11 protein-coding genes are annotated in these 22,990 nt (G+C 74.0%); 5 read left to right on the top strand and 6 right to left on the bottom strand.

Annotated features, from left to right (window positions below):
* Position 1: 1 nt before the first annotated feature.
* From ACZ58N_RS29705 to ACZ58N_RS29725, 5 genes are all read right to left on the bottom strand, one after another.
* A complete protein-coding gene (locus ACZ58N_RS29705; RefSeq protein WP_471165940.1) occupies positions 2-1,870 on the bottom strand; it encodes a non-ribosomal peptide synthetase in 1,869 nt (622 codons plus the stop codon).
* A 5-nt stretch (positions 1,871-1,875) separates the two neighbouring features.
* The gene (locus tag ACZ58N_RS29710; RefSeq protein ID WP_471165943.1) at positions 1,876-2,934 is read right to left on the bottom strand and encodes a TauD/TfdA family dioxygenase; all 1,059 of its coding nucleotides are present in this window, start codon (positions 2,932-2,934) and stop codon (positions 1,876-1,878) included.
* Between the two features lie 106 nt (positions 2,935-3,040).
* Positions 3,041-3,832, bottom strand: a complete 792-nt coding sequence (locus ACZ58N_RS29715) for a thioesterase II family protein (RefSeq protein ID WP_471165946.1) — start codon at positions 3,830-3,832, stop codon at positions 3,041-3,043.
* Positions 3,829-10,263 carry an amino acid adenylation domain-containing protein gene (locus ACZ58N_RS29720; protein ID WP_471165948.1) on the bottom strand — a complete coding sequence of 2,145 codons (6,435 nt, stop codon included), beginning with the start codon at positions 10,261-10,263 and terminating at the stop codon, positions 3,829-3,831. Before ACZ58N_RS29720 ends, ACZ58N_RS29715 begins: the two co-directional genes overlap by 4 nt.
* Before the next feature lie 307 nt (positions 10,264-10,570).
* Entirely contained in the window at positions 10,571-12,016 is a 1,446-nt protein-coding gene (locus ACZ58N_RS29725; RefSeq protein WP_471165951.1) for a helix-turn-helix domain-containing protein, read from the bottom strand.
* A 278-nt stretch (positions 12,017-12,294) separates the two neighbouring features.
* On the opposite strand from ACZ58N_RS29725, the gene ACZ58N_RS29730 reads away from it, so the two are divergent.
* Positions 12,295-12,465, top strand: a complete 171-nt coding sequence (locus ACZ58N_RS29730) for a hypothetical protein (protein ID WP_471165954.1) — start codon at positions 12,295-12,297, stop codon at positions 12,463-12,465.
* A gap of 184 nt (positions 12,466-12,649) precedes the next feature.
* Here ACZ58N_RS29730 and ACZ58N_RS29735 read toward each other — a convergent pair whose 3' ends face one another.
* A complete protein-coding gene (locus ACZ58N_RS29735; protein WP_471165957.1) occupies positions 12,650-16,534 on the bottom strand; it encodes an AfsR/SARP family transcriptional regulator in 3,885 nt (1,294 codons plus the stop codon).
* A 199-nt stretch (positions 16,535-16,733) separates the two neighbouring features.
* On the opposite strand from ACZ58N_RS29735, the gene ACZ58N_RS29740 reads away from it, so the two are divergent.
* From ACZ58N_RS29740 to ACZ58N_RS29755, 4 genes are all read left to right on the top strand, one after another.
* Positions 16,734-17,054 (top strand): nuclear transport factor 2-like protein, encoded by a 321-nt coding sequence (locus ACZ58N_RS29740; protein ID WP_389709851.1) that lies wholly within the window; start codon positions 16,734-16,736, stop codon positions 17,052-17,054.
* A gap of 143 nt (positions 17,055-17,197) precedes the next feature.
* A complete protein-coding gene (locus ACZ58N_RS29745) occupies positions 17,198-17,962 on the top strand; it encodes a tyrosine-protein phosphatase (protein WP_471165959.1) in 765 nt (254 codons plus the stop codon).
* A gap of 230 nt (positions 17,963-18,192) precedes the next feature.
* Positions 18,193-20,031, top strand: coding sequence for a VanW family protein (locus tag ACZ58N_RS29750; RefSeq protein ID WP_471165962.1), 1,839 nt, complete (start codon positions 18,193-18,195; stop codon positions 20,029-20,031).
* A 99-nt stretch (positions 20,032-20,130) separates the two neighbouring features.
* The gene (locus tag ACZ58N_RS29755) at positions 20,131-22,827 is read left to right on the top strand and encodes a SpoIIE family protein phosphatase (RefSeq protein WP_471166050.1); all 2,697 of its coding nucleotides are present in this window, start codon (positions 20,131-20,133) and stop codon (positions 22,825-22,827) included.
* Positions 22,828-22,990: the final 163 nt, after the last annotated feature.

Consider the following 22,990-nt stretch of genomic DNA (forward strand, 5'->3'; position numbering starts at 1 on the left):
CTCAACGGTCCTGGCTCGCGGTGGCCGCGACGAGCGTGTCGATGTGGGCGGCCAGGTCCCGCAGGCGCGGGTTGGCGTAGACGGCCTTCACGGGCAGGGCGACGCCGAGTTCGGCGCGGACCCGCGAGACCAGTTTGATCGCGAGCAGTGAGTGGCCCCCGAGCTTGAAGAAGTTGTCGTCGGGGCCGATGCGCGGGGCGCCGAGCACGGTGGCCCAGACCTTCGCGATCAGCTGCTGCGAGGCGCTCAGCCCGTCGGGGGTCGCGTCCTCCCCGGCCGCGCCGGCGGGCCCGGTGGTGACGGGGGCGGGCAGCGCCGCCCGGTCGACCTTGCCGTTGACGGTGGTCGGGAACCGGTCCAGCGCCACGAACAGCGCCGGAACCATGTAGGCCGGGAGAGCGGCCTCCAGGTGGGCCCGCAGTTCCGTGTCGGCGACGGCCGACCCGGTGCCCCGGTGGTAGGCCACCAGGCCGGGCGCCCCGTGCACCTCCGGGTGCAGTACGACGACCGCCTCGGCCACTCCCGGGGCCGCGGCCAGCGCCGTCTCGACCTCACGCAGCTCGATCCGGTGGCCGCGCAGCTTGACCTGGCCGTCGGCGCGCCCGAGGTAGGCCAGCCGCCCCCCGGGCAGCAACCGGACGAGGTCACCCGTCCGGTACATGCGGGCACCGCCCGCGCCGCCCGCCCCGTCGGTGACGCCGTCGGCGTCGGCATCGGTCGGGCCCGCCGGGTCGGGCAGGAACCGTTCCGCCGTCAGACCGGGCCGCCCGCGGTAACCGCGGCCCACGCGCGGGCCGGCCAGGTACAGTTCGCCGCTGCCGCCCTCCGGGACCGGGTTCAGCGCCGCGTCCAGGACCCGCGTCCGCAGCCCCGGCAGCACCCGCCCGATGTGCGGTTCGCCGTCGGGGCCGATCCAGCCCGCGGTGGCGTCCACCGTGCACTCGGTCGGCCCGTACAGGTTCACCGTGCGCAGGATCCCGCGTGCCCCCAGGGCGCCCAGGCGCCGCCACAACGCGGGGCTGACGGCCTCCCCGCCGACCAGCAGGGTCAGCGGGCGCGGCCCGCCGTCGGTGGTGAGGAGGTCCAGCAGCGGCTCGGCGTGCGACGGGGTGATGTCCAGGTCGGTCAGGGCCTGTTCGTCGACGAACCGGGCCAGCAGCGCCGGGTCCGCGCGGGTCTCCTCGTCGATCATCACCAGGGTGTCGCCCCGGCACAGCCGCACCCACTGCTGGACGGAGGCGTCGAAGGACGGCGAGGCGTTCCAGCCGACCCGTCCGCCGTCCGTCACCGCGATGCCCGCTCCCTCCAGCTCGGCCAGCAGCGCGGAGACGGCCGCCCGACCGATCTCGACGCCCTTGGGGCGGCCGGTGGAGCCGGAGGTGTAGATGACGTAGGCCAGGGTGTCGGCGCCGACGGCGACCGGGACGTACGGCAGGTCCGGGCCCGGCGCCGACAGGTCGGCCACCGGCAGGTGCGGCGCACCCCCGGTCGCCGGACCGGCACCGTCCCCGGCCGTGACGACCAGGTCGACGCCCGCGTCCTCGATCAGGTACCCGCGCCGCTCGGCGGGCAGTTTGGGGTCGACGGGCAGATAGGCGGCCCCCGCGGTCAGGGTTCCGACGAGCGCGACCACCAGGTCCGCGCCGCGCGGCAGGCACAGCGCGACCACGCTCTCGGGACCGATGCCGCGGGCGGTCAGCCGCTCGGCGAACCGCATCGCCCGCGCGCGCAGCGCGCCGAAGGTCAGCTCGTCCCCGCCGGCGACGACGGCGGTCCGGCCGGCGGGTGCCTGGGCCAGCCGATCCAGCAGGTCCGGTACGGATCCGGGGGCCGCGCTGAGGCGGGAACGCTCGGGAAGTACGGCGGTCACGGTGCTCACTCCCCGGTGTGGACGGTGGTGGACGGCCGGGTGGCGGGCGCGCAGTCGGCCAGCGCGACCGGCTCGCCCATCGCGACGAGGATCTTCCGGTCGCCGCGGTAGGCCTCGCGGCCGTGCGCGCAGAGGATGTTGTCGACGATCATCAGGTCGCCCGTCTGCCAGGTCTCCCGCACGGTGACCCGGTCGTAGACGGCGTTGACCGCGTCGACCTCGGCATCGGTGAGTCGGGAGCCGTCACCCAGGTAGGTGTTGAACGGCAGTCCGTCCTCCCCGTAGGTGTCCAGCAGCACCTCTCGGACGTCGGGGTCGAGGGTGCGGCTGTTCCAGAAGGCGAAGTGGTTGAACCAGGTCCGCTCGCCCGTCACCGGGTGGGTGACGATCGCGGACCGGCGCTGCCGGGTGATCATCGAGTCGCCCTCGTCGGTCCACTCGTAGCCGATCGTGTTCTCTTCGCAGTACGCCTGCGCCACGGCCTTGTCCTCGGTCGCGAAGGTCTTGTACCAGGGCAGCCCGGCCAGTTCCGAGTAGTTCCGCACGAGGAGCCAGCCGGCCCGCTCGAACCGCCGGACCAGCTCGGGCGGGAGCAGCCGCAGCGCCTCGCGCATGTCGCCGACGGTGGTGGCGCCGCCCTCCTCCGGGGCGGTCACGCAGCCGAACAACAGGACACCGGGGAAGTCGAGGGTGTAGCTGTTCTCGTTGTGCAGTCGGATCGGTTGCACGGCGGGCAGGTCGGTGGAGGAGAACACGCCCTCGCCGAAGTCGGTGCGCGGGGTGGCCTTCTCCTTGTAGCCGGCGCGCCGTTCGATCAGGGCGTCCCGGGCGGCGGCGAACGAGGCCGCGTCCTCGACGGGCAGCCCGCGCAGCAGGACCGCGCCGCTGCGGAGCAACTCCGCCTGGATCGCGGCGCGGTGCTCGGTCAGCCAGGCGACGGAAGCGGCCAGGCCGAGGCCGGCCGGGGTGTGCACGACGACGGGCTTGCCGGGCTCACGGACCGGACTGATCCCGGTGCCGGAGGCCGCGGGGGCCGTGGGGGCTTCGATGTGCGTGGTGGTCATGGGACGTCCCTCGGGATGCGGAAGGGCGGAAGGGTGCGCGGGGATGCGCGGGAACGGAGGTGGTGCGGGGTTGCCGGCGTCGCGCGGGGCGCCGGCGCCGGATCGGTCAGGCGGTCGCCGGGGCGTGTCCGCCGACCACGGGGGCCAGCACCGCGAAGAACTCGGGGAGCCGCTCCTGGAAGTAGAAGTGGCCGCCCGGCAGCACGTGGGAGGAGAACCCCTGCTCGGTGATCCGCGCCCACCGGTCCAGGGAGGCGGCGGGCGCGACGGGGTCGACGTCCCCGCCGATCACCGTCACCGGGCACGCGACGCGCGCCGCGGACTCCTCGCACCGGTAGACGTCGTCGATGGCGAAGTCGGCCCGGATCGAGGGCAGGATGATCTCGCGCAGTTCCGGCTCGTCCAGGATGCCGTCGTCGGTGCCCCCGCGCTCCTTGATCGCAGCCACCAGGGCGTCGTCGTCCAGTAGTTCGGGGTGGACGGCGCACGGGTTGGCGAGGAACGGTGCCCGGCAGGCCGACACGACCAGGGCCCGCGGCGTACGGCCCGCCGCCTGGAGGATGCGTACGACCTCGAACGCGACGAGCGAGCCCATGCTGTGCCCCAGCACCACCAGGTCGTCGGTGACCCCGGCCGGCAGGGACTCGACCACCGGGCCGGCCAGGTCGTCGATGTCCCGCGGCAGGTCCTCGGCGAAGCGGGCGCCGCGCCCCGGGTACTGGCCGACCAGGAGCCGGACGTCCGGGGGGAGGTGGTCGCGCCACTGCGCGTACGCGTGGGCGTTTCCACCGGCGTGCGGCAGCACCAGCAGTGAGGTGCGTTGCGGGCCTTCGCCCGGCAGGTCCCAGACGACGTCGTCGGGTGCCGGTCGGAAGGCCGGCTGCTGGTCGTGGCTCATGAGGAACTCCGTTCCTGGTCGGTGATGCGGCGGCGCAGGGCGGGCCTGGCGCGCCGGGGTGCGGGGGGCGCGGTCAGCAGCCGGGTCCCGATGTGCTGGGAGAGCGTGGCGGGGGTGGGGTGCTGGAAGACGTCGCGGAGGGTCAGGGTCACGCCGAGCGCGGCGCCCAGACGGTGGGTGAGGCGGGCGGCGAGCAGCGAGTGGCCGCCGTGGTCGAAGAAGTCGTCGTCGATCGACAGCGGCGAGGGCGTGCCCAGGGCCTCGCTGAAGGAGGTCCGCACGGTCTCCTCCAGGGGCGTGCGCGGTTCCCGCCCACCGGGTGTGGTCTCCGCGCGGGGCGACGGCAGGGCGCTCCGGTCGATCTTGCCGTTGGGCGTCAGCGGCAGCCGGTCCAGCAGGACCACGAACGCCGGAACCATGTGGTCGGGCAGCAGGGTCCGCAGCCAGAGGCGGACGTCCTGCGGGGCCGGGGCGGGCTCGGTGGTGACCAGGTAGGCCGTCAACTGCGGGGTGTTGTGGTGGTCCGGATGCGTGGCGAGGGTGGCTTGGGTGATGTGGGGGTGGGTGGTGAGGGTGGTTTCGATTTCGGTGGGTTCGATGCGGAAGCCGCGGATCTTGATCTGGGTGTCGGTGCGGCCGGTGTAGTGGAGGTTGCCGTGGGTGTCCCAGTGGGCCTGGTCGCCGGTGCGGTAGAGGCGGCTGCCGGGGGGTCCGTAGGGGTTGGGGACGAAGTGGGTTGAGGTGGTGGTGGGTTGGGCGAGGTAGCCGTGGGCGATGCCGTCGCCGGAGAGGTAGAGCTCGCCGGTGGTGCCGGCGGGCACGGGGCCCAGGTGGGCGTCGAGGACGTAGGCGTGTTTGTTGGTGAGGGGGCGGCCGATGGGGAGGGGGCCTTGGACGTCGGGGGTGGGTTCGACGGTGTGGGTGGTGGTGAAGCCCATGGATTCGGCGGGGCCGTAGCCGTTGGTGATGGTGAGGTGGGGGTGGAGTTGGTGGAGGCGGTGGACGTGGGCGGGGGAGGCGGGTTCGCCGCCGGTGTAGACGATCCGGGTGGTGGTGAAGGTCTCCGGGTGTTCGTCGGTGAGGTAGTTGAAGAGGCTGGACGACAACTGGAGCATCGTGACGCGGTGCTGCTGGGTGAGGGCCGCGATGAGCGCGGGTTCGGGGCGTTGTCCGGGTTGGAGGACGGTGGTTCCGCCGTGGAGGAGGGCTCCCCAGAATTCGAGGCTGAAGGCGTCCCAGGAGACGGGGGAGCATTGCAGGAAGGTCTCGTCGGGGCCGAAGCTCGCGTAGGTCTGTGCGGTGAGGGTGGAGACCAGGTTGCGGTGCGAGGACAGGATGCCCTTGGGGCGGCCCGTCGACCCGGACGTGAACATCACGCACGCCACGTCGTCGGCGGTCGTCGCGACCCCCGGATCAGCCGGATCCCGGCCGGCGATCGGATCCGCCTCGGCGTCCGTCCGCACCACCTCCCAGGGGCCGGTGAGTCGGTGGTGGTGGTCGGTGTGGGTGATGAGGTGGTGCAGGTGGGCGTCGTGGGCGGTGCGGGTGAGGCGTTCGTCGGGGAATTCGGGGTCGAGGAGTGCGTAGCCGGCTCCGGTTTTGGTGACGGCGAGGAGGGCGACGGCGAGGTCGGTGCCGCGGTCGAGGAGGATGCCGGCGAGGTCGCCGCGTCCGAGTCCTCGGGCGATCAGGTGGTGGGCGAGTTGGTTGGCGCGGGTGTTGAGGTCCCGGTAGGAGAGTTCCTGGCCGCCGAAGACGACCGCGCGGGCGGTCGGCCGCAACCGGGCCTGCTCCTCGAAACGGTCCGTCAGAGTGCCCGGCCTCCCGGTCTCCGCGGAGGCGCCGCGGACCCCGCTCCACTCCTCCAGCACCCGCCGCCGCTCCGCCTCACCCAGCAACTCCAGCTCCGAGAGCCGTACCCGCGGCTCCCGGACCACCTGTTCCAGCGTGCGCCGCAGCATGCCCGCCATCCGCTCCACCGTGGCGTGCTCGTACAGGTCGGCGCTGTAGAGCACCGCACCCGTCAGCCCCGACTCCTCCTCGGCGTGCAGCAGGAACTCCAGGTCGAACTTGACCGCCCCCGTCGCCAGCGGCTCGGCCGCACCGGCGCGCAGGCCGGGGAACACCGGCGCGGGTCGGGGACCCGACTCCACGGCCAGGCACACCTGGAACAGCGGATGCCTGGCGGCCGAGCGCGCCGGGTTCACCGCCTCCAGGACCAGGTCGAACGGCGCCTCCTGATGGGCGAACGCGTCCAGGTCCGCGGCGCGCACCCGAGCCAGCAGCTCACGGAAGGCCGGGTTCCCGGAGGTGTCGGTCCGTAGCACCAGGGTGTTGACGAAGAACCCGACCAGCGGATCCAGGGACTCCTGCGGCCGGCCCGCGACCGGAGCGCCGAGCGGTACGTCCGTACCCGCCCCGAGCCGGGTCAGCGTCGCGGCGAGCGCGGCCTGCACCACCATGAACGGCGTGCACCGCTCGGCCCGCGCCAGCTCCACGACCCCTCGGTACGCCTCGGCGCCGAAATCGACCCGTACGACCCCGCCGCTCTGTCCGGCCACCGGCGGACGCGGCCGGTCGTGGAGCAGCCCCAACTCCTCGGGGAGCCCCGCCAGCGCCGTCCGCCAGTGGGCGATCTGGGCGTCCAACGCCGCCCGGCCCTCCGGGCCCGTCAGTGCCGTGCGCTGCCAGAGCGCGAAGTCGGCGTACCCGGCCGGCAGCGGCTCCCGGTCGGGCGCCCGACCGGCCAGGCGAGCGGCGTAGGCCGAGGACAGGTCCGCGAACAGGGGGAGCAGGGAACGGCCGTCGGTGGCGATGTGGTGCAGCAGGACCAGCAGGGTGTACCGACCCGGTCCGCTGTTCAACAGGGTCACCCGCAAGGGATGTTCGGTGGCCAGGTCGAAGGGGTGCCGTGCGGCTGCCAGGAGCTCGGAGTCGAGCGAGTCGGCGGGGACGGCGCGCGTCACGAAGGAGTGGCGTGGGTCCGGATCGACGATCTGGTACGGGTCCCCGTCCGCCGTGGCGAAACGGGTGCGCAACGGCTCGTGCCGGGCCGCGAGGTCCTCGAAGGCGGCCCGTAGCGCGGCGACGTCCGGCTCGCCCTCCAACCGGACCGCCATCGGGACGTTGTAGGCCGCGCTCCTCCCCTCGTGGCCCGCCGCCCCGTCGATGAGCCACAGCCGCTGCTGGGCGAAGGACAGCGGGAGCCGCTCGGGGCGCGGGCCGTGGGCGGCGAGCGGGGGCAGGGCGGGTCGGGACGAGACGGCCTCGATGCGCCGCGTCAGGGCGGCGGGGGTGGGGTGCTGGAAGACGTCGCGGAGGGTGAGGGTGACGCCGAGGGTGCTGCCGAGGCGGTGGGTGAGGCGGGCGGCGAGCAGCGAGTGGCCGCCGAGCTCGAAGAAGTCGTCGTCCATGGACAGGGGGGCACGGATCCCCAGCACCTCGCCGACGAGGCCCCGTACCAGTTCCTCGGTCCCGTTCCTCGGCGCGCGGCCCCCTTCGGTCGGGACGGGCGCGACATCCGGCAGCGCGGCCTTGTCGATCTTCCCGTTGCGGGTCAGCGGCAGCCGGTCCAGCAGGACGAACCGGGCGGGAACCATGTGCTCGGGCAGCCGCTCCCGCAGCCAGGCGCGCAACCCCTCCGGCGCCGGCGCCGGCGCCGGGCTCCCCGGAACAGCCGTCACGTAGGCGGTCAGCTGCCCGTCGGAGTGGACCAGGGTGGCTTGGGTGATGTGGGGGTGGGTGGTGAGGGTGGTTTCGATTTCGGTGGGTTCGATGCGGAAGCCGCGGATCTTGATCTGGGTGTCGGTGCGGCCGGTGTAGTGGAGGTTGCCGTGGGTGTCCCAGTGGGCCTGGTCGCCGGTGCGGTAGAGGCGGCTGCCGGGGGGTCCGTAGGGGTTGGGGACGAAGTGGGTTGCGGTGGTGGTGGGTTGGGCGAGGTAGCCGTGGGCGATGCCGTCGCCGGAGAGGTAGAGCTCACCGGTGGTCCCGGGAGGGGAGGGCCGTAGCCTCGCGTCCAGCACGTAGGCGTGTTTGTTGGTGAGGGGGCGGCCGATGGGGAGGGGGCCCTGGACGTCGGGGGTGGGTTCGACGGTGTGGGTGGTGGTGAAGCCCATGGACTCGGCGGGGCCGTAGCCGTTGGTGATGGTGAGGTGGGGGTGGAGTTGGTGGAGGCGGTGGACGTGGGCGGGGGAGGCGGGTTCGCCGCCGGTGTAGACGATCCGGGTGGTGGTGAAGGTCTCCGGGTGCTCGTCGGTGAGGTAGTTGAACAGGCTGGAGGACAACTGGAGCATCGTCACCCCGTACTCCTGGGCCAACTTCGACAGCACCGCCGGTTCGGGGCGTTGTCCGGGTTGGAGGACGGTGGTTCCGCCGTGGAGGAGGGCTCCCCAGAATTCGAGGCTGAAGGCGTCCCAGGAGACGGGGGAGCATTGCAGGAAGGTCTCGTCGGGGCCGAAGCTCGCGTAGGTCTGTGCGGTGAGGGTGGAAACCAGGTTGCGGTGCGAGGACAGGATGCCCTTGGGGCGGCCCGTCGACCCGGACGTGAACATCACGCACGCCACGTCGTCCCACGACAGCTCCACCCCGGGATTGCCCACCCCCGCCGCCGAGATCGCCGCGTCGTCCGTGTCCACCCGTACCGGCTGCCAGGGGCCGGTGAGTCGGTGGTGGTGGTCGGTGTGGGTGATGAGGTGGTGCAGGTGGGCGTCGTGGGCGGTGCGGGTGAGGCGTTCGTCGGGGAATTCGGGGTCGAGGAGTGCGTAGCCTGCTCCGGTTTTGGTGACGGCGAGGAGGGCGACGGCGAGGTCGGTGCCGCGGTCGAGGAGGATGCCGGCGAGGTCGCCGCGTCCGAGTCCTCGGGCGATCAGGTGGTGGGCGAGTTGGTTGGCGCGGGTGTTGAGGTCCCGGTAGGAGAGTTCCTGGCCGCCGAAGACGACCGCGCGGGCGGTCGGCCGCAACCGGGCCTGCTCCTCGAAGCGGTCCGTCAGGGTGGCCTCGCCGGTCTCCACCCGGATCCCCGTCCACTCCTCCAGCACCCGCCGTCGCTCCACCGCGCCCAACAACTCGACCTCGGCCAGGGGCCGGTCGGGCTCGGCGAGCACCGACTCCACGAAACGCAGGAACCGGTCCTGGTGCCCCGCCACCGCCTCCAGGTCGCACACCTCGGGCGCCGCGTCGAAGTCGATCCGCAGGCCGCCCTCCGGCCCGAGGTCGTACACCCCCACCGCCAGGTCCTCGACCGGGCCGTTGCTCAGGTTGTGCTGCGTCGTCGGCAGGCCGCAGAACCGCATCCCCGGGGTGAACGCCATGATGTTCACCAGCGGCGCGGTGATCCGCCGGTCCGTCTCGCCCAACCCCAGGTCGCGGCACATGTCCTCGTACCGGGTGCGCTGCCGCGCCAGCCCCTGCCGCGCCTCGGTGACCACCGTCGCCAGAAGCTCGCCCGGTGTCCCGTCCGCCCGTACGGGCACCCGCAGCGGGATGACGTTCGACAGCATGGCCGGCGTGCGCCGCGCCAGATCGGTTCGCCGGCCGGTCACCGGGAGCCCCAGCACCGGCTCGGGGCTCCCCGAGACCCGGTGCACGTACGCCCCGACCAGCGCGATCACCAGCATCGTCCACGGCGCCCGGTGCGCCCGTGCCACCTGTCGCAGCCGCTCCGCCCGGTCCGGCGACAGCAGCACGGTCCGCCGTACGAAGGGCAGCGCGCCCGGCGCCGTACGGCCGGAGCGGCCCTCCCCGAGGCGCGGGGTCTGCGGCAGCTCCGCGAGGTGCCCCGCCCAGTGGGCGCGGTCCGCGGCGGCCTCCGGCGAGGCGCGGTGGGCGGCGTCCTCCTCCAGTACGTCCGCCAGCGTCCCGAAGGGGCTCGGCCCCCAGGGCTCGCCCGCGGCGCCCCGCTCGTAGAGCTCGACCAGCCGCCGGTCCAGCAGCGCCACACCCATGCCGTCGACCACCAGGTGGTGGAAGGCGTGGAAATAGAACCACCGGTCCTCACCGGCCCCGGTCGTCCCCGCCTTGAGCAGGGCGTGCCGGGTCAGCCAGTCGCCCGCCAGGTCGAAGGGCCGGGCCAGCTCCTCGGTCATCCAGGACCCGGCCGCCCCCACGGGATCCGCGACGCCGCCGAAGTCGAGGAACTCCAGCCGACGATCGTGCTCTTCGGGGTGCAGGGACTGCCACAGCCCGCCGTCCTCGTCGGAACCGGTGCCCCTGATGCGCAGGACGTCCGCCTCGCGGGCCAGCTGCCGCCAGGCGCGGGCCAGCAGCTCCGCGTCGAGCGGACCGACCAGCTCCCGGTACTCGCCGATGTTGTAGCGGCAGCCCGAGGCGTCGAGCCCGTGGGCCATCCAGATGTCGCGCTGCGCCGCCGACAGGGGCAGCCGCACAGCGGCCGGCCCGTGCGCGCTGCTGCGTTCGGACGCGGTGGGGGACATGCGGATGCTCCTCGCGAGGGGTGGTGGGTGGTGCGGGAGGCCGGTCGCCCGTGGCGGTGCTCCGGCCCTACTTCATCCAACCGGCGGTCGACGCCGGGGGCGGCAGTTGCTCCGGCACTCCGGCAGCAGTTGAGCGGCAGGACGGTCCGGCGGTGGGCACCGCGGCGGGCCGTCCCGGGCGGTGACGGGCCGATCGGCCGGCTGCGGGGTCCGGCGCGGTGCTCCGCACCGGTGGCACCTGGCCGCCGGTGCTCACGGCGGTCGGCCGCCGCCCCCGGACATCCGGGAGCGGGCCGCCGGACCGGGCTCAGGGTGCGACCGCCGCCATCCGGGAACCGGAGCGCACCGAGGCCCGTACCAGGCCCAGCACCCTGAACCGGGAACCGCCGCTCTCGTGCGCGGCCCGTACGGCGCCCGCGATCAGCAGCTCCCGCAGCATCCGGCCCGACTCGGGCAGACCGCGGCCGGTCAGAGCGGTGATACCGGTCAGGTCGAACTCGGTGGCCCCGTCACGACCCGGCCCGACGTCCGGACCCTGCGCGCAGAGGGCGTCGAGCAGCTCCCGGGCCCCGACCGACAGCCGGTCCCACCGGTTCCGCAGGGCCACCCGGAAGCGGTCCGCGCCCGCGCCCCCGCCGAGGTGGTCGAGGAGCGCCACCGGATCGGCGTCCAGGCCGTGGCACAGGGTCGTCAGATCACACACCACCAGCCAGGAAGCCGCGGAGGCCAGGGCCCCCGGGTGCCCGTCGAGACGCCGGCACAACCAGGCCACCTGCTCCATGTCGACGGGCCCGGGAGTGAACTCCGGCCGCACCCGCCGTACCTGGTCCAGGAACACCCGCACCGCGGGGGACCCGGCATCCACCGCACCCTCCGCCGGTACCTCCAGCGGCGCCAGCAGGAAGATCCGCTCACCGGGCACCTCCCACGGCTGCTCCGAGGTGACCAGCAGCCGCAGCCCCGGGCAGGCCCGCAGCAGCCCGGTCAGCCGGTCGCACCTCGGACCCGTGGCCGGTGCCCCGTCGAGGACGAGCAACACTCGCTGATCGCCGACCAGTTCGGCGAGCGCCGCCACTCCGAAACCGGCCGCGCCGATCCCCGGCAGGACCGGTCCCTGCGGGCCCTCGACGAGCGGGGCGTCCGACGCCGTGGCGCACAACTCCGCCACGGCCCCCGCCACCCGGTCCGACAACTCGCCCTCACCATGGGCCAGATAGTCGGCGGACGCGCCCGGGAACCCGTACCAGAGCACCGGCATGCCGGCCCCGTGCACCCGTTCGGCGACCTCCAGCGCCACGCGCGTCTTGCCCACCCCGCCGAGCCCCACCAGATGCGTCAAACGCTCGGAGCCCGAGGTCAACTCCCGCACCAGCAAGGTGGTTTCGGCCTCCCGTCCGAGCATCGAGTGCAGCGCGGTCGGCGGCGCCGGGGGCTGCGCCCAGCACGCCCCGCCGCCACGGCCCTGTTGGGCGGCGGCCTCCAGCGCGGCCCGCGCCCGCTGACCCAGCCGTAAGGCGTCGGCCATCAGTCGCACGGTGTCGGGCCGGGGCCGTCTGGCCTTGCCCTGCTCCAGGTCGCGGATGGCCCGCACGCTGATGGTCGACAGGTCGGCCAACTCCCGCTGGGTGAGTCCTATCCGCAGCCTGTGGGCCCGTATCAGGGCTCCCACCCGGGAGGTTTCCTGCGCGGCGGGACCCGTGGGGGCGTCATGGTGCCGGTCCGTGCTCGTGTCCTTGTTCGTATCCGTGTTCATGGGCGCTCCCGGGGACGGTGAGGGAGAACGGCGGGGCCAGGGGTGACGGCCCGGTTCCTGTTCCTCATCCTCAGCAGGGCGCTATCCCGTCGGCATCACCCGACGAACAGCGCCCGCCCCGCCGGCCCTATCACCACTCCGGGCGAACGCGAGCGGTCCGTGATAGCGCGGGGATAGGAGCACGGCCGGTCCGGGGATTCCGGCTGTTCCTACGTTGGTGTCCAGAAAGAAGGAAGCGCCCCGGAAGCCCCCGGAGCGCACCGACGAAAGGACCCGACATGACCGTCTCCCGCACCCTCCGCGCCGCTTTCGTCACCGTCGCCCTCGCCGGGGTGGCCGTCCTCGGCACCCAGGCCGCCCACGCCGACGGCGTCGCCACCACCCTCGGCGCCGGCCCGCAGGCCACCCCGGCCGCCGGCGCCTCCACCAACACCAACCCGTGGGACTGACCGCCCGACCCGCCCGGTGCCCCCGCACGAGGACATCGGGGCGAGCAGGCCCCGCACGCCGCGGGACCCGGCGCACGGTCGGACCCCGGCCGCGGAACCCGCCGGCCGCGCGCATCCCGGCCACGGCGGCCCCCGATACCGCGGGGAGCGTTCCGGACAGCACCCCGGGAGCGGCGCCCACCGCTCAGGGAGCGGCCACCACCACGGCTCCACCCACCGCCGGGGCCACACCCACCGCCGGGGCCACACCCGCCACCGCGGCCGGACCCGCCCCCGGCGCCACGCCCAGCATCCGCTCCGCCTCCGCCAGTTCGGGCTCCATCCGCCGGTCGCGGAACGCCCGTACGGCACTCTCCAGCAGCTCCCGGGACCGCGACCGCTCCCCGGCGCCACCGCTCGCGGCGAGCAACCGGGCCAGGTCCAGCCGCACCAGCGCGGCGCCGCCCTGGTCCATGATCTGCTCCCGCACCGAGAGCGCCTGCGCGTAGAACCCGCGCGCCGCCTCGCACCGGCCCATCTCGGCGTGCGCGTGCCCCAGGTCCCGCAGCAGGTGCCCCTCGCCGATGACGTCCCCGCTGTCCCGGCACAGTTCCAGCACCTCGGTGAAGGTCATCACCGCCCGCTCGTGCTCGCCCTGCCCCTGGAGCAGTTGCCCCGCCCGCCGCAGGGTCCGCGCCTGACCACCCGTGTACCCCACCGAGCGGTAGATGCCGAGCGCCTCGTCGAGACGACTCTGGGCTGCCGACGTCTGCCCGCGCCGCATCCAGATGTGCGCGCTCTGCGTGAGGACGATGGCCCGGCCCACCACGTCACCGGCCCGGTCGAAATCCCGCAACGCCCGGTCGTACAGGGTCAGCGCGTGGTCCTCGTTCCCCCGCATGCGCTCCAGCAGCGCCAGGTCGCGGTGGCACAGTGCCAGCCCCTGTCGGTCGCCCAACTCCTCGAACAGCCCGAGCGCCTCCGTCAGGGCGGCCCGGGACTCCCCGGCCTGACTGCGCCCGAGGTGGAGCACCCCGAGCGAGCTGAGCAGCGCCGCCGTACCCCGGAGGTTCCCGGTCGACCGTACGCATCGCAGGGCGAGTTGGTGCGTGCGTTCCCAGTCGTCGAAGTAGCCGCGCCCCTCGAACAGGGTGGCCAGTGTCGTCGCCAGGTCCCAGCACAGCTCGTCCATCCCCTCCCCGGCGGCGTGCTCCACCGCCTGCACCAGGTTGGCGTGCTCGCTGTCGAGCCACTCCAGCGGATCGACGAGCAGTTCCTCCACGCAGCCCTGCGGCGGTTCCCAGCGCGCCGCGCCGCCGTGCAGGACGGTGAAGTCCCCGCCGTAGATCCGCCGGTGGGCCTGCTCGGCCAGGGACATCCAGCCGCCGAGCATCCGCGCCGTCGCCGCCCGCTGGTCGGCCGGTTCGTGGTGCGCGGCGAGCTGTTCCCGGGCGAAGACCCGGATGATCTCGTGGAACCGGTAGCGGAACCCGCCCGTGGACTCCATGCCGACGACGTCCAGCATCTGCACGTCGACCAGCGGCTCCAGCAGATCGGAGGCGAAGGGCCGCGGATCGTCCAGCAGCGGCCCCGCCAGCCAGCCCGGCAGTGTCGGGCCCTTCGCGAGGCTCAGCAGCCGAAACAGACGGCGGTCCTCCGAGGCGAGCCCGTCGTGGGTGAGCGAGAGGCTCGCCCGCATCGTCATCTCGCCGTGGGTGAGCTCGTCGAGACGGTGCCGTTCGTTCGCCAGGCGGTGCACCATCGACGCGATCGTCCAGTGCGGGCGCGCCGCCAGGCGGGCCGCGACGATCCGCAGCGCGAGCGGCAGCCCGCCCACCGTGCGGATCAACGCCTCGACGGCGACGCCCTCGCGGGCGACCCGCTCCGCCCCGATCACCCGGACCAGGAGCTCCACGGCGCGGCCGGTGTCCATCACGTCGAGCTCCACCCGGTGCGCCCCGGGCAGCCCCGTGAGCCGGACCCGACTGGTCACCAGTACGGCGCAGCTGTTGCTCCCCGGCAGCAGCGGGCGGATCTGACTCTCCGACCCGGCGTCGTCGAGCACCACCAGGACCCGTCGGGAGGCGAGCAGCGTCCGGTACATCTCGGCGCGCTCGTCCTGGGATTCGGGGATCACCGGCCCCGGGATCCCGAGCGCGCGCAGGAACCGGCCCAGGACCTCGGCGGAGGTCGCCGGGGTGCCGGTGCCGCGCAGGTCGCAGTACAACTGGCCGCCGGGGAAGGCGGCGTCGCCGAGCCGGTGCGCGATGTGGGTGGCCAGGGTCGACTTGCCGGTGCCCGGTTTGCCGACGATCACGGCGAGTCCGACGGCCCGCCGGGTGCCGTCCCCGAGCAGGGCCCCCTCGATGTGCCGGATCTGATCCTCGTCCCCGACGAAGTCGGATGTGTCCGCCGGGAGTTGACGGGGCGTCTCCTCACGGTACGGACCCGCCTGTGCGGGGCCGCCGTACGCCCCGCCGGGTCTCTCCGCGCCGCCACCGGGAGCGCCACCCGGGACCCCCCAGGTCCCGGTCGGGGCGCCGGCCACCGCTCGGGCCGCGCCCGTCCCCCCGTCCGGGCCGAATCCGTCGCCCGTCCGACCGTCGGCGGGCGCCCCGCCCGCCCCGGCCGGGCCCGCACCGGTGTCCAGGAACAGGGCGGCGGTACCGAGCCCCGCTCCGCCGCCGCCCGTGAACCCGCCCTGACCGGCGGAAACGTCCCGGGAGGCGGCGGCCGTCCCCGCCGCCGCACCACCCGCGCCCCTGGCGCCCGGCCCCGCTCCCGAGCCGCCGGAGGCCCGCCACCCGGTGTCCGTACCGGGCACGGCCGCGCCGCCGGAGAGGATCCCGCCCTCCCGGTGGCCGTCGCCGACCGCTCCGGCGGGGCCACCCGGTCGGGCCGGCACCGGCGTACCGTCCGCCGGGGTCCGGCCGCCGTCGAGGGGGTCCGCGGGACCCGCGAGGAGCGCGCCGACCAGCGCGCCGCCGAGGGCGTCGGCCCCACCGCCGCCGCGGCCGGGCAGGGCCGGGAGCCGGGAGGCCCCGTCACCGGGCGCGCCCGCGCCCGGTCGTACGCCCGCCGGGGCCCCGCCGCCCGGCCGCCGCGGGCCGTCACCGCCCGGGGCCGGTGCCGCCGGACGGTCCGGGAAGCCCGGTGCCGCCGACCCGTCCGTCCCGCCACGGTTCCCCGATCCGCCCGACGGGCGCGCGCCCACCGGCCCGCCCGACGCCCCACCGGCGTCCTCGGCACCGGCGGGGCCGTCCGGGCCCGCGGCCCTCCCCGGGAGCGTCCCCGGGAAGGCGGCCGGCGGGACGGCGCCCGAGAGGATGGCCCGCTCCAGCTGCCGCAGTTCGCCGCCGGGCTCCAGGCCGAGTTCCTCCACGAGGAGCTCGCGCCCGACGCGGTAGCTCTCCAGCGCCTCCGCCTGCCGGCCCGAGCGGTACAGGGCCAGCATCAGCTGCCCGCGCAGCCGCTCCCGCAGCGGGTGGACCCGCACCAACAGTTGGATCTCACCGACGAGTTGGTGGTGGCGGCCCAGGTCGAGTTCGAGGTCGATCCGGGTCTCGGCGGCCGTCAGCCGCTCCTCGTCCAACTGGAGGGCCTTGCTGCGCAGCGTCTCGCTCGACACCCCGCTCAGGCAGTCGCCCTGCCACAGGTCGGCCGCCGCGAGCAGCAGCTCCACGGCCCCGGCCGGCTCTCCCCGCTTGCCGAGGGCCCGCGCCTCCGCGACCCGACGGGCGAAGATCGCCGCGTCGACGAGCTCACCCTCCGTCTTGAGGGCGTAGCCCGGAGGCCGGGTCGTGATGGCGGCGGCGATCCGCGCCGCGGAGAAGAGCTTGCGCAGCCGAGACACGCAGATCTGCACCTGCGTCCGCGCGGTGTCCGGCGGCTCGTCGTCCCAGATCAGATCGACCAGGTAGTCGGTGCTGACGACCCGGTTCGCCTCAAGCAGCAGGGCGGCCAGAATGACCTCCTGCCGCCCCGGGGGAATTCTGACCGGCCCGCCGAGGCCGGTCACCTGTAACGGTCCGAGGATGCGGAACACCACCGTGTCCGGGGTGTGCGGAACCCCGCCGGGCGAAACGGTCATGAGACTCCCAGCTGGAGGCACGCCAGTGAACGGGTGGAGCGCGGGGTCAGTCTCTCCGAACACCTCTGCGGTTGTCCATGGTGTGGAGATTGCGTGGTGATGAAGCGTGATAGGCAAGGGATAGCCCCGAGTTGCGGACCTGGAGGAACGTGGAGCCGTCGGCACCCGGAGGGGGTGCGGCCGTACGAAAGGACTGCCCATGACCAGTCGGCACGCCGGGCGGGTGCCGCCCAGCCGCGTCATCACCGACTCCGGGGTCGACCACGTGCGGCTCGCCTACGACTACTTGGACGCGGGCGACCTCGACGGCTACGGCTCGCTCCTGCACGCCGGCACCCTCGGTACCGACCTGGAGTGTCCGCGCCCCGACGGGGTCCGCCACCACATCGACCGGATCGTCGCCGACGGGGACTGCGTGGTCGTGATGGGCTGCCTGTCCCCCCAACAGAGCGAGTTCGTCGACGTGTTCACCCTGTCCGCCGAGGGCATGCTGCGGGCCTGCCGGCGCTACTACCGCTGACCCGGACGCCGCCCCGACCGGCGGCCCGGCGGAGCCGGCCGGCATCCTGGGCGGCACCGAAGCACTGCCGAAACCGCCCGAGCGCCACCGGCCGGCGCCGAAGACCCGGCGCGGCGGTACCGCACCACACCCAGGAGCCCCGGTTGTCCCGTCCGCACGACACCGCGCCGTCCCGCCACGTCGCCTTCGACCGCCTGCACAACTTCCGTGACCTGGGCGGCTATCGCTCGGTCGACGGCCGTACCGTCGTCCGGGGGGTGCTGTACCGGTCCGACAACCTCGCGAAGCTCGAAGGCGACGACTGGGAGCGGTTCCTCGGGCTGGGCGTGCGGACCGTCATCGACCTGCGCTACCCCTGGGAGATCGAGCGCCGCGGCCGGGTGCCGCAGGCGCACCTGTTCACGTACGCCAACCACAGCATCGAGCACCGGCCCTACGACCAGGCCGAGATCGACCCGGACACGGACCCCTGGCGCCACCTCGCCGACCGGTTCGCCGAGGTGGCCGAGGACGGGGTCGTCGAGATCCGGGAGGTCATCGAGCTCATCGCCGACGCCCCCGGCCCCACCGTGTTCCACTGCGCCTCGGGCAAGGACCGCACCGGGCTCGTCGCCGCGCTGGTGCTGACCCTCCTGGACGTCCCCGAGGAGGAGATCCTCGCCGACTTCGCGCTCACCGAGCTGGCCACCGAGCGCCTCGTCGCGGACTGGCGGGCCGCCCACCCCGGCCGCACCCTGCGCTGGCCCTCCTACGGGCGGGCCCCGGCCACCGTCATGGCCCTCGTCCTGGCCGACCTCAAGGCCCGCCACGGCTCCGCCGCCGCCTACCTCACCGGCCCCGTCGGCATCACCCCGGCCACCACCGCCCGCCTGCGCGAGCGCCTGCTGACCCCCGCGCCGACGCGCTGAGGATCGACGGCGACCCCGAAGGGTCGGGCGTCGGCCGCCCGGGCGGCGCCCGATCGCCGCCCGGGCCGGCGGCGCCGCCGCACGGGGAGGCGTCCCGGATCACGTGACAACCATTACATCTGCCCCATTAGTGACCCTTTTGGGTGATCCTGGATGTCCGGAATCGTCATCTATGGGCTGCTGTCGCGGCCCACGCCCGCCCTTCGACCGGCGGTGCAGCAGGGAGACACATGGGACGCGCGGGCAACAGGACGGTCAACTGGCGGATCGCCCTGTCGGTGGTGGGCGGCGCAGCCGTGCTCGGGCTCGGCGGCCTCTACGTCACCGGACTCGTGACCGGCTCGGACGTCGACCGGGGCACCTTCGTCCGCGGCGTGGACATCGGCGGCATGAGCCGTGAGCAGGCGCAGCGGACCCTGGACCGGGAGCTCGGTCCCCTCGCCGCCGCCCCCGTCGCGATGAGGATCGGCGACCGCGTCGAGAAGTCCGCCCCCGCCGGCCTCGGGCTGTCCCTGGACACCCGCGCCACCGTGGACGCCGCCGTCCGCACCGGCTACGCCCCCACCGCCGTCATCGGCCGGCTCTTCGACTCCGGGGGTCACCGCGAGCTGGAACCGGTGACCAGGATGGACGAGGGCGCCGCCCGGGCCGCACTCGAACGCATGGACGAGAAGACCCGGCAGCAGGTCCGCGACGGGACGATCGCCTTCGAGAAGGGCGCGGTCAAGACCGTCGCCCCTACCCAGGGCGTCGACCTCGTCGAGGACCGGGCCCTGGACACCCTCCGCGAGGCCTACCTGCGGCCCGGCTCCGGTCCCGTCGTGATGCCGGTCGAGCGCACCCACCCGAAGGTCGGGGACGAGGAGACCGGCCGGGCCCTGCGCGAGTTCGCGCAGCCCGCCATGTCGGGCCCCGTCACCCTCACGGTCGCCGGTACCCGCATACCGATCAGCACGGCCGTGCTGGGCGCCCACCTCCGGATGGACCCCGACGACGCGGGTCGCCTCGTTCCGGCCCTCGACTCCAAGGGCCTGCTCGCCGACCCCGCCGTGGCCCGTCCCGTCCGGGCGGCCACCCCGAGCCCCCGCGACGCCTCGCTGACCACCGGCGCCGACGGCCGCGTCGTCGTCGCCGACCAGGGCCGCACCGGGCAGAAGGTCACGGACGCGGCGCTCGGCAAGGCCGTGCTGCCCCTCCTGACCCGGACGGGCGCGGCGCGCAGCGCCGAGGTCGACACCGTCGCCGTCCAGCCGGAGCTGACGAGCGCCGAGGCGCAGCGTCTCGGGATCAAGGAGCAGCTCTCCTCCTTCACCGTCGACTTCCCGGCCGCCCCGTACCGCACCACGAACATCGGCCGTGCCGTCGAACTCATCAACGGCTCCGTCGTCCTCCCGGGCGAGGAGTGGAGCTTCAACCGCACGGTCGGGGAGCGCACCCCCGAGAACGGCTTCGTCGACGGAATCATGATCAATGACGGCCGGTACGTGAAGTCCCCGGGCGGCGGCGTCTCCGCCGTGGCCACCACCATGTACAACGCCGCCTTCTTCGCCGGGGTCAGGACCGTCGAGCACGGCGCCCACTCCTTCTACATCGAGCGCTACCCCGAGGGCCGCGAGGCCACGGTCGCCTGGGGCACCCTCGACCTGCGCTGGATCAACGACACCGGGCACGCCCTGTACGTACAGGCGCGGTCGACCGACACCTCGCTGACCATCAGCCTCCTCGGCACGAAGAAGTACGACGAGATCCGCGCCACCAAGGGGCCCCGCACCCAGGTCACCCCGCCGGCGAAGATCGAGGGCAGCGGTCCCACCTGCGAGGTCCAGACCCCGCTCGAAGGCTTCGACGTCTCCGTCGGGCGGGTGTTCGTCCAGGGCGGGCGCGAGGTCAAGCGCGAGGAGACCAGGACCCACTACACCCCGCGCGACGAGGTCACCTGCACCCCGCCCGCGGGACAGGTCCCGCAGGCGCCGGCCGCCCCGGTGTCGCCCGACCCGGTGCCTGCGGTGACCACCCCGGCCGGCACCGCACTGACGACGACGGCCGCGGCGGGCCCGTCCGCCGGGTGACCGGTCCGACGCGGAACGCGCCGTTCGGGCGCCCCGGGCGGCCGGAAGTGCTACAACTGGGTTCGTGACCTTTCTCTGCCACCCGTGCCGGGCACGTCGGTGCGGTCACTGCTAGGCAACCGGTTCAGGAGCGTCGCCGGACAGGTATTCATCCTCCAGGTGGCGATCGTGGTGTTGCTCGCGGCCGGATCGCTGCTGGCGCTCGTCCTCCAGTCGCGGCACGACATCGACCGCGAGGCGCGCAACAGGTCGGTCTCCGTGGCGGAGACCTTCGCGCACTCCATCGGACTCCAGGCGGCCATGGAGTCCCCGAACCCGCCCGCGCTGCTCCAGCCGCTCGCCGAGGCCACCCGCAAGGCCGCCGGTGTCGACTTCATCGTCGTCATGGACACCAAGGGCATCCGCTACAGCCACCCCCAGCCCGACCGCATCGGGAAACGGTTCGTCGGCACGATCGAACCCTCACTGGCCGGGCAGGTGCACACCGAGAGCGTGCAGGGCCCGCTCGGCAAGGAGATCCAGGCGATCGTCCCGGTCACCGCGCCCGACGGGCAGGTCATCGGCCTGGTGTCGGCGGGCCTGACCGTGAAGAACGTCAGCGGGGTCGTCGACCGTCAGCTCCCCGTCATCCTGCTGGCCATCGCCACGGGCCTGGCGCTGGCCACCGTCGGTACCTGGCTGATCAGCCGAAGACTGCGCCGCCAGACCCACGGGCTCGGCACGCAGGAGATGACGCGGATGTACGAGCACCACGACGCGGTGCTCCACGCCGTCCGCGAAGGGGTCCTCATCACCGACGGCGACGGGCGGCTGCTCCTGGCCAACGACGAGGCCAAACGTCTCCTCGGGCTCCCGGACGACGCCGACGGCCGCCACTTGGGCGAGGTGCCGGGCCTGGACCGGCGGATGGCCGACCTGCTGCTGTCCGCCAGGGTCGCCACCGACGAGGTGATCGAGAGCGGCGACCGGCTGCTCGTCGTCAACCAGCGGCTCACCCACCCCGGCGGCCGGCCCGAGGGGACCGCCGTCACCATCCGGGACTCCACCGAGATGCAGGTCCTGACCAGCCGCGCCGAAACGGCCCGGCGGCGCCTGAAACTGCTGTACGACGCGGGCGGCGACATCGGCACCAGCCTGGACGTCGTCCGCACGGCCGAGGAACTCGCCTCCGTCGCCGTCCCCCGATTCGCGGACTACGTCACCGTCGACCTGGCCGATCCCGTCCTCGTCGGCGACGAACCCGGCCCCGACGCCGACATGCGGCGCACCGCCGTCAACGGCATCCGCTCCGACCACCCCCTCTACCCGCGCGGCCGGCTGATCGACTTCCTCCCGTCCACCCCCCAGGCACGCGGCTACGGCACCGGCCGGGCGGAGCTCGTCCCCGACCTGGTCGACGCGCCCGGCTGGCAGGCCCAGGACCCGCCGCGCGCGCAGGCCATCATCGACTACGGCATCCACTCCCTGATCGCCGCGCCGCTACGGGCCCGGGGCGTCGTCCTCGGCGTGGTCAACTTCTGGCGCTCGCAGAAACCCGAGCCGTTCGACGAGGACGAGCTGTCCCTCGCGGAGGAGCTCGTCGCCCGCGCGGCCGTCAGCATGGACAACGCCCGCCGCTACACCCGGGAACACGCCCTCGCCGAGACCCTCCAGCGCAGCCTGCTGCCGCGCGCCCTGCCCGAACAGAGCGCCGTGGACGTGGCCCACTTCTACCTGCCCGCGCAGTCAGGGGTCGGCGGCGACTGGTTCGACGTGATCCCGTTGCCGGGCAGCCGGGTCGCCCTGGTCGTCGGGGACGTCGTCGGGCACGGCCTGCACGCCGCCGCCACCATGGGCCGGCTGCGCACGGCGGTGCACAACTTCTCCTCCCTCGACCTGCCGCCCGACGAGATCCTCGCCCGCCTGGACGACCTCGTCCAACGCATCGACCACGACGGGGACGGCGGTGACGGCAACGGCGGGGTCCTCGGCGCGACCTGCCTCTACGCCGTCTACGACCCGGTGTCGCGGAACTGCACCATGGCCCGCGCCGGGCACCTGCCGCCCCTGCTCGTCGCCCCCGACGGCTCCACGGAGATCGTGGAACTCCCGGCCGGACCACCGCTGGGCCTGGGCGGCATGCCCTTCGAAACCGCCGAGCTCCCGCTGGCCGAGGGCAGCCAGCTCGTCCTCTACACGGACGGACTGGTCGAGGAACGCACCCGGGACATCGCCGAGGGCCTGGAACTGCTGCGCCGCGCGCTCAGCCACCCCGACCGCGACCCGCACGAGAGCTGTCGGGCCGTCCTGGACCTGCTGCTGCCCGACCGGCCCACCGACGACGTGGCCCTGCTCATCGCCCGGACGAGAATCCTCGGCCCGGACCGGGTCGCCCAGTGGGAGGTGCCGTTCGAGCCGAGCGCGGTCGGCGTCCTGCGCGGCGCGGCGGCCCGCAAGCTCGACGAGTGGGGCCTCGAAGAGCTCTCCTTCGCCACCGAGCTCATCCTCAGCGAACTGATCACCAACGCCCTGCGGCACGGCACCGCCCCCGTCCGCGTGCGCCTGCTGCACGACCAGACCCTGACCTGCGAGGTCTGGGACGGTAGCAGTACCGCCCCGCACCTGCGGTACGCGGCCACCACCGACGAGGGCGGACGCGGCCTGTTCCTGGTCGCACAGCTCAGCGAGCACTGGGGCACCCGCTACACCCCCGAGGGCAAGGTCATCTGGGCCGAACAGACCCTCCCCGGCAGGGCGGGCACCCCCGGCGCCCCCGAACCCGCCCTGGCCGCGTTCCTGGACGTGGACCCGCTCTGATCCGCTCCGGCCGGCGGCCCGTCGGCGTGCGACACCGTCCGTTCCCGGACACGCCACCGAGGGTTCAACGAGAAAATCCTTGATGTCGCACTAGAATGGCAGGTTGTTTGGCGCCGGACCGGAACAACCCGGGCAGACCCGGGCTCCGCCGGCGACCCGGACC

Source organism: Streptomyces sp. NPDC040432 (assembly GCF_055595445.1).

Bases quoted from the DNA above. Each gene is read 5' to 3' on its own strand.
- ACZ58N_RS29735 (WP_471165957.1), bottom strand. From the start codon at position 16,534: ATGACCGTTTCGCCCGGCGGGGTTCCGCACACCCCGGACACGGTGGTG.
- ACZ58N_RS29720 (WP_471165948.1), bottom strand. From the start codon at position 10,263: ATGTCCCCCACCGCGTCCGAACGCAGCAGCGCGCACGGGCCGGCCGCT.
- ACZ58N_RS29725 (WP_471165951.1), bottom strand. From the start codon at position 12,016: ATGAACACGGATACGAACAAGGACACGAGCACGGACCGGCACCATGAC.
- ACZ58N_RS29710 (WP_471165943.1), bottom strand. From the start codon at position 2,934: ATGACCACCACGCACATCGAAGCCCCCACGGCCCCCGCGGCCTCCGGC.
- ACZ58N_RS29715 (WP_471165946.1), bottom strand. From the start codon at position 3,832: ATGAGCCACGACCAGCAGCCGGCCTTCCGACCGGCACCCGACGACGTC.
- ACZ58N_RS29730 (WP_471165954.1), top strand. From the start codon at position 12,295: ATGACCGTCTCCCGCACCCTCCGCGCCGCTTTCGTCACCGTCGCCCTC.
- ACZ58N_RS29740 (WP_389709851.1), top strand. From the start codon at position 16,734: ATGACCAGTCGGCACGCCGGGCGGGTGCCGCCCAGCCGCGTCATCACC.
- ACZ58N_RS29750 (WP_471165962.1), top strand. From the start codon at position 18,193: ATGGGACGCGCGGGCAACAGGACGGTCAACTGGCGGATCGCCCTGTCG.